5 protein-coding genes are annotated in these 6,498 nt (G+C 72.6%); 4 read left to right on the forward strand and 1 reads right to left on the reverse strand.

Translation table 11 applies throughout. The features are described from left to right. Positions 1-14 precede the first annotated feature (14 nt). The gene (locus ACFCY1_RS00555; protein ID WP_049650275.1) at positions 15-428 is read right to left on the reverse strand and encodes an SgcJ/EcaC family oxidoreductase; all 414 of its coding nucleotides are present in this window, start codon (positions 426-428) and stop codon (positions 15-17) included. A gap of 279 nt (positions 429-707) precedes the next feature. Here ACFCY1_RS00555 and ACFCY1_RS00560 point away from each other — a divergent pair, with 279 nt between their 5' ends. The 4 genes from ACFCY1_RS00560 (at position 708) to ACFCY1_RS00575 (ending at position 6,332) form a co-directional block, all read left to right on the forward strand. Next, positions 708-1,940 carry a cytochrome P450 gene (locus tag ACFCY1_RS00560; protein ID WP_049650276.1) on the forward strand — a complete coding sequence of 411 codons (1,233 nt, stop codon included), beginning with the start codon at positions 708-710 and terminating at the stop codon, positions 1,938-1,940. 20 nt (positions 1,941-1,960) lie between these two features. After that, positions 1,961-2,980: an alcohol dehydrogenase catalytic domain-containing protein gene (locus ACFCY1_RS00565; protein WP_375872993.1), complete on the forward strand. Its 1,020-nt coding sequence runs from the start codon at positions 1,961-1,963 to the stop codon at positions 2,978-2,980. Positions 2,981-3,393: 413 nt separating this feature from the next. After that, a complete protein-coding gene (locus ACFCY1_RS00570) occupies positions 3,394-5,322 on the forward strand; it encodes a CRTAC1 family protein (RefSeq protein ID WP_181970774.1) in 1,929 nt (642 codons plus the stop codon). Next, the gene (locus tag ACFCY1_RS00575) at positions 5,319-6,332 is read left to right on the forward strand and encodes an enediyne biosynthesis protein (protein ID WP_375872994.1); all 1,014 of its coding nucleotides are present in this window, start codon (positions 5,319-5,321) and stop codon (positions 6,330-6,332) included. Before ACFCY1_RS00570 ends, ACFCY1_RS00575 begins: the two co-directional genes overlap by 4 nt. Positions 6,333-6,498 lie beyond the last annotated feature (166 nt).

Raw genomic sequence — 6,498 nt, forward strand, 5'->3', positions numbered from 1 at the left:
CTCCGGCTCCGGGCTCAGGCGGCGACGGGGGTGTTCTGGTACGAGGCGATCCGCCAGTCGGCGCCCTGCCTGGCCAGCACCCAGGTCGCCCGGATCGCCCGCTCGGGCGTCACCTCGGTGTCCCCGGGGGCCAGCACGCCGCCCTTGGTGACCAGGACGGCCACGTCGTCGGCCAGCGGGCGGACCGACTGCGGCTCACCGGTGACCTGGGTGCCCTTGAACGGGCCGGCGAACGCCTGCGCCATGAAGGCGCGGATCTGCTCGCGGCCGGTCAGGTAGACGTCCCCGGGCAGGATCAGCGTCGCGTCGTCGGTGAAGACCGAGGCGAAGCCGTCGGCGTCGTGCCGCGCCCAGGCCGCGATGATGAGTTCCGGGACGGCGCGCAGCGCGGCGACGTCGGCGGCGGTGGGCGGGGGAGTGGCGGACATGGCTCTCTCCTTATCCGGCGGTTCCCGGCCGCGATCACCACGGCCCGGTGACGGCCAGCGTCACACCGGGCCGTCGGCCGCCGCATCTTCCCGATTGCGCTGGGCGGCCGCCCCGCCGCCGGCCGGGGGGACGCCGCAAGCCGGGAGATGCGGGCACCCCGCGCGGGTGCCAGCCTCGACAGGGCCGGTCAACGGCCCTGGCCCCGCTGCCGCGTGGCCCCGCGACCCGGCGACTCCCTGACTCCGCCCGCGCCCCGCTCCGACCGCCTGGAGGCTTCCGTGTCACTCCCCGCCCCCGTCGTCATCGACCGAGCCGGACGTGACATCCACGCGGAGGGCGCCCGGATCCGGGCGAACGGCCCGGTCGCCCGGATCGAACTGCCCGGTGGCGTACCGGCCTGGTCGATCACCGGCCAGGACGTCGCCCGGCTGGCCCTGGCCGACCACCGCCTGTCCAAGGACCCGCGCCGGCACTGGGCGGCGTTCGCCGAGGGCCGGATCGGCGCGGACTTCCCGCTCATCGGCTGGGTGCTGATGGACAACCTCACCACCCGCTACGGCGCCGACCACACCCGGCTGCGGCGGCTGACCGCCGGCGCCTTCACCCCGCGCCGGGTCGAGGCGATGAGGGCCGAGGTGGAGAAGGCCGTCGAGGAGCTGCTGGACGACCTCGGCCGCCTCGCGCCCGGCGAGGTGGTCGACCTCAAGGCCCGCTTCGCCCATCCGATGCCGGCCCGGGTGATCTGCGACCTGTTCGGCGTGCCGGCCGGGGACCGTGAGCGGATGCTGCGCGGCGGCGAGGTGAACGTCGACACCACCATCACCCCGGAGGAGTCCGCGGCCAACGTCGAGCGGTGGCACCGGGAGATGCTGGAGTTCGTCGAGGGCAAGCGCCGCGACCCCGGGGACGATCTGACCAGCGACCTGGTCCAGGCCCAGGAGGAGGACGGATCCCGGCTGAGCGACTCCGAACTGGTCGGCACCCTGCACCTGCTGCTCGCCACCGGGACCGAGCCGGTGATGAACCTGCTCGCCAACACCGTCCGGGCTGTGCTCACCCACCCCGACCAGCGGGCGCTGCTCCGGTCCGGCGCGGTGGGCTGGGCGGAGGTGATCGAGGAGAGCCTGCGCGCCGAGGCGCCGGTCGCGCACCTGCCGTTCCGCTTCGCGGTGGAGGACATCGAGCTCGGCGGGGTCACCATCGCCAAGGGGGAGCCCGTCCTGATCAACTTCGCGGCGGCGGGCCGCGACCGCGCCGTCCACGGGGAGGACGCCGACGCCTTCGACGCCACCCGGGCGAACAAGGAGCACCTCTCCTTCGGCCACGGCGTCTACCGCTGCATCGGCATGCCGCTGGCCCGGATGGAGGCCGAGACCGCCCTCGCCGCGCTGTTCCGGCGCTTCCCGGACCTCGAACTCGCCGTACCCGCCGAGGAGTTGGCGCCGCAGGCCACCTTCATCATGAACGGTGTCCAGACCCTCCCGGTCCGGCTCGGGCCGCGGAGCAGTTGACAGGAAAGGTGGTTCGGCCGATGTGGGCAGCCGTCGTACCCGAGGCCAAGGCGCGCTGGGAGCTTCGCGAGATCCCCACCCCGAGGCCCGGTCCCGGCCAGGTGCTGATCCGGGTCCACGCCTGCGGGGTCTGCCACAACGACCTGCTGGTCAGTCAGGGCGTGTTCCCCTTCCCGGCGTTCGATCCGGTGGTGGTCGGACACGAGGCCGCCGGGGAGGTCGTCGAGGTCGGCGCCGGGGTGACCGGCCGCCGGGTCGGCGACCGGGTCGGCGCCACCTGGGTGCAGGCGACCTGCGGCCGGTGCGCGTACTGCCGGCTCAACCTCCCGCTCTCCGGGCAGTCCGGGATGAACTGCCCGGAGGCCGTGATGAGCGGCCTCACCGTGCAGGGAGGACACGCGGAGTACGTCGCGGTGGCGGCCGCGAGCACCGTGCTGCTGCCGGACGCCGTCCCGTACGAGACCGCCGCCCCCGTGCTGTGCGCGGGCTACACCGCGTGGAGCGCGCTGCGCGCCGCCGATCCCGGACCGGGTGAACGGGTCGCGGTGCTCGGGATCGGCGGACTCGGCCACCTCGCCGTGCAGTTCGCCCGGGCCGGCGGCTTCGAGACCGTGGCCGTCACCAGCTCGCCGGACAAGCACCGGCTGGCCCGGACCCTGGGCGCGGACCACGTGGTCGCCGACGGTGACGGGCTGCGGGCGATCGGCGGCGCCGACGTCGTCCTGGTGACCGGCACCTCCTACCGGGCCGCCGCCGGGGCCCTCCAGGGGCTGCGGCCGAACGGCCGGATGGTGCTGGCCACCATCGACCCGGTCGAGCCCTTCGCCATCCCGCCGACCAGCCCGTTCTGGGCGCAGCGCCAGCAGGTGATCGGCGCCACCCACAACGGCCTCGACCGGCTCACCGAGGCCCTCGACCTGGTCGCCTCCGGGGCCGTCACGCCGCTGGTCGAGACCTTCCCCAAGGAGCGGGTCGCCGAGGCGCTGGACCGGGTCGAGCGGGGTGAGGCGCGCTTCCGCGCGGTCGTCACGTACGCCTGACCGGTGAACCGGTGAACCGGCGGACGGGGGAAGTCATTCCCCCCCCGGTGAACCTCCCTTGAGTTCTGGAAGCGCCCTTCCGCGGCACGCGCGCGGGAGGGCGCTTCGTCGTGCGGTCGCGGGCCGGCCGACGGTCCCGGCGGCGGCCGCAATTCCTCCCGCTGAGCAACGGGGAAGTAGCGATTCCGAGTGCTTTGCGTACATCCTCGTACAGTAGACCCGCGCGTGACGTGCCTATCGCCGGCGCATTTCGGGTCGTGAATTCCGTCATCCCGAACCTTCCTGCCAGCAGGGGGTTTTGGCCGCGTCCTGCACTCGGCGCGGGCACGGGGTCGTATTCGATCCGTCGAGAGGGGAACCCGGTGGCGTACCGTGAACGAATCCGCAGACTGATTCCAGGCCTGGTGGTGATAATGGTGGCCACCTCGCTGTTCTTCGCCGTACGGACCTCGGTCGCGGCGGCCGGGGCGGAGGAGGTCGCGAAGCAGTACGGCTTCAAGGAACTGCCCATCGCGATGCCGCCCGGCTACGAGCAGCGGCCGATGCGGACGGTCCGGACCGTCAACCCGGCCTACCAGAAGATCCGTTCGTGGATCTCCTCGGTCGGGGCCAGCATCGCGATCAACGACCTGACCGGGCACGGCGTGGCCGACGGCATGTGCATCGTCGACACCAGGACCGACAGCGTGATCGTGACGTACACCCCGACCGCCCGGCCGGCCGACCGCTTCACGCCCTTCGTGCTGGACGGCAGGCCGCTGCCGATGGACGACACCATGGCGCCCACCGGCTGCACGCCCGGCGACTTCAACGGCGACGGCCGGATGGACCTGCTGGTGACGTACTGGGGCCGCACGCCGATCCTGTTCATGGCCAGGTCGGACGCCACGACCCCCGCCGCGGCCTCCTACGTGCCGCGCGAGCTGGTGCCCTCGGAGTCCCTGGACGGGAAGTACCACGGCCCGCGCTGGAACACCGACGCGGACTACGTCGGCGACATCGACGGCAGCGGGCGCCCGTCGATCGTGATCGGCAACTACTTCCCCGACTCCGACGTGCTCGACCCGAACGGGCTGAACAACGTCGTGATGAACGACTCGCTGTCCAGTGCCAAGAACGCCGGCGGCGACCACGTGCTGCGCTGGCAGCAGAGCACCTCGGGGACGGAGCCCACCGCGTCGTACGTGGAGGAGAAGGGCGCGATCCCCTACGACGCTTCGACCGGGTGGACGCTGGCCATCTCGGGCGCCGACCTGACCGGTGACGGACTGCCCGAGCTGTACATCGCCAACGACTTCGGACACGGGCACCTGCTCTACAACCGGTCCACGCCCGGGCACATCGAGTTCAGCGAGGCCAAGGGCGAGCGCACGCCGACCACGCCCAAGTCCTTCGTCCTCGGCAACGGCTCGTTCAAGGGCATGGGCGTCGACTTCGGCGACATCGGCCGCAACGGCGACTTCGACATGATGGTCAGCAACATCACCGTCGCCTGGGGCCTGGAGGAGAGCAACTTCCTCTGGATCAACAAGGCCAAGGACGAGGCCGACATGCGCCGCAAGCTCGCCGCCGGCATCGCCCCGTTCACCCAGGAGGCCCAGGAGCACGGCATGGCCTGGACCGGCTGGGGCTGGGACACCAAGATGGGCGACTTCCTCAACAGCGGCGACCTCGCGGTGCTCCAGGCCACCGGCTTCGTCAAGGGGAAGATCGACCGCTGGCCGTGGCTCCAGGAGATGGCCATGACCAACGACGACCTGCTGTCCAACCCCGCGATGTGGCCCAACGTCCAGCCCGGCGACGACATCGCGGGGGACGAGGCGATCGCCTTCTACGCCAAGACCCCCGACGGCCCGTACGTGAACATCAGCTCCCGGCTGGGCATCGCCGTGCCGACGCCGACCCGCGGCCTCGCCACCGGCGACACCACGGGCACCGGCCGGCTGGACTTCGCGGTGGCCCGCCAGTGGGGGCCGCCCGCCTTCTACGCCAACACCGCGCCGGCGCTGGGCAGTCAGCTGAACCTGCGGCTCTACCGGCCGACCGGTGAGGGCGCCGCGGGCCAGGGCCTGGTGAACACCGGGGCGCCCGCGTACGACGCCACCGTGCGGGTCACCACCCCGACCGGCACCCAGATCTCCCGGCTCGACGGCGGGGGCGGCCACGGCGGCTTCCGCAGCTTCGACGTGCGCTTCGGCCTCGGCGCCCACCAGGGGCCGGTCACCGTCGACCTGAGGTGGCGGGACGCCGCCGGCGGACTGCACGAGAAGAGCGAGCAGCTCAGCCCCGGCACGCACACGCTCGTGCTGACCGACCAGGTCCAGGAGGTCCCGAACCGATGAGCGCGAGCGTGCAACCCCGAGCCGGCGGCGCCCCGGCGGCCGCACCGGCCGCCCCCGCGAAGCCGAAGGACCCCCGGTACCTCGCCCTGCGGAACTTCGCCCTCTCGATCAGCGTGTTCAACATCTTCGGCTACACCCTGCTCGGCTTCGAGCAGCCCTGGCTGTGGCCGTTCGTCGCGGTGTTCACCGCCTACGCCTGCGAGATCGGCTTCGAGCTGATCAGCGCCTGGGCCCAGCGCCGCGCCCCCCGCTTCCGCGGGAACGGGTTCCGCGGCGTGTACGAGTTCCTGCTGCCGGCCCACATCACGGCGCTCGCGGTCAACATGCTGACCTACGGCAACAACCAGCTGCTGCCGATCGTCTTCGGCGTGGTCATCGGCGTCGGCGGCAAGCACGCCCTGCAGGCCCCGATCGCCGGCCGGATGCGGCACTTCATGAACCCGTCCAACTTCGGGATCACGATGTCGCTGGTGTGCTTCGGCTCGTGGTTCAGCATCGCGCCGCCCTACGAGTTCACGGAGAACGCGAACACCTTCTTCCGGGTGATGATCCCGCTGATCATCGCCACGGCGGGGACCGTGATCAACGCGCTGCTCACCAAGCGGACCCCACTGATCGTCGGCTGGCTCGGCGCGTTCGCCATCCAGGCGTTCCTCCGGCACTGGATCTGGGACGTCGCGCTGTTCTCCGCGCTCGGCCCGATGACGGGTGTCGCCTTCGTGCTGTTCACCAACTACATGATCAGCGACCCGGGCACGACGCCGGTGAAGGGCCGGGCCCAGTTCGTGTTCGGCAGCTCGGTCGCCTTCGTGTACGCGATCCTGATGGTGTTCAACGTCGTCTACACGCTGTTCTTCGCCACCACGCTGGTCTGCGCCCTGCGCGGGCTCGGGTGGTGGGTCGTGCACCTGCGCCAGCGCTCCCGGCGGGCGGACGCCGCCGCCGGGGCGTCCGGGGGCGGAACGGCCGTCCAGCCGCAGCAGAGCCAGGTCGGGGCGGCCGTGGCGTGAGGCCGCACCGCGACCGCCAGGTGACACCGTGACCCCTCCGTGGGGCGGCCCCCGCCGGCGGGGGCCCCGCGGCCGGCCCCGGCCCCGGGGGGCCCCCCCCGGGGCGGGGGGGGCCCCCCGGCCCGCCCGCGGCCCGGCCCCCCCCCCCCGGGGACCCCGGCCCCCC

It is taken from the genome of Kitasatospora sp. NPDC056273 (genome assembly GCF_042268845.1).
In the GTDB taxonomy this organism is placed as follows: domain Bacteria; phylum Actinomycetota; class Actinomycetes; order Streptomycetales; family Streptomycetaceae; genus Kitasatospora.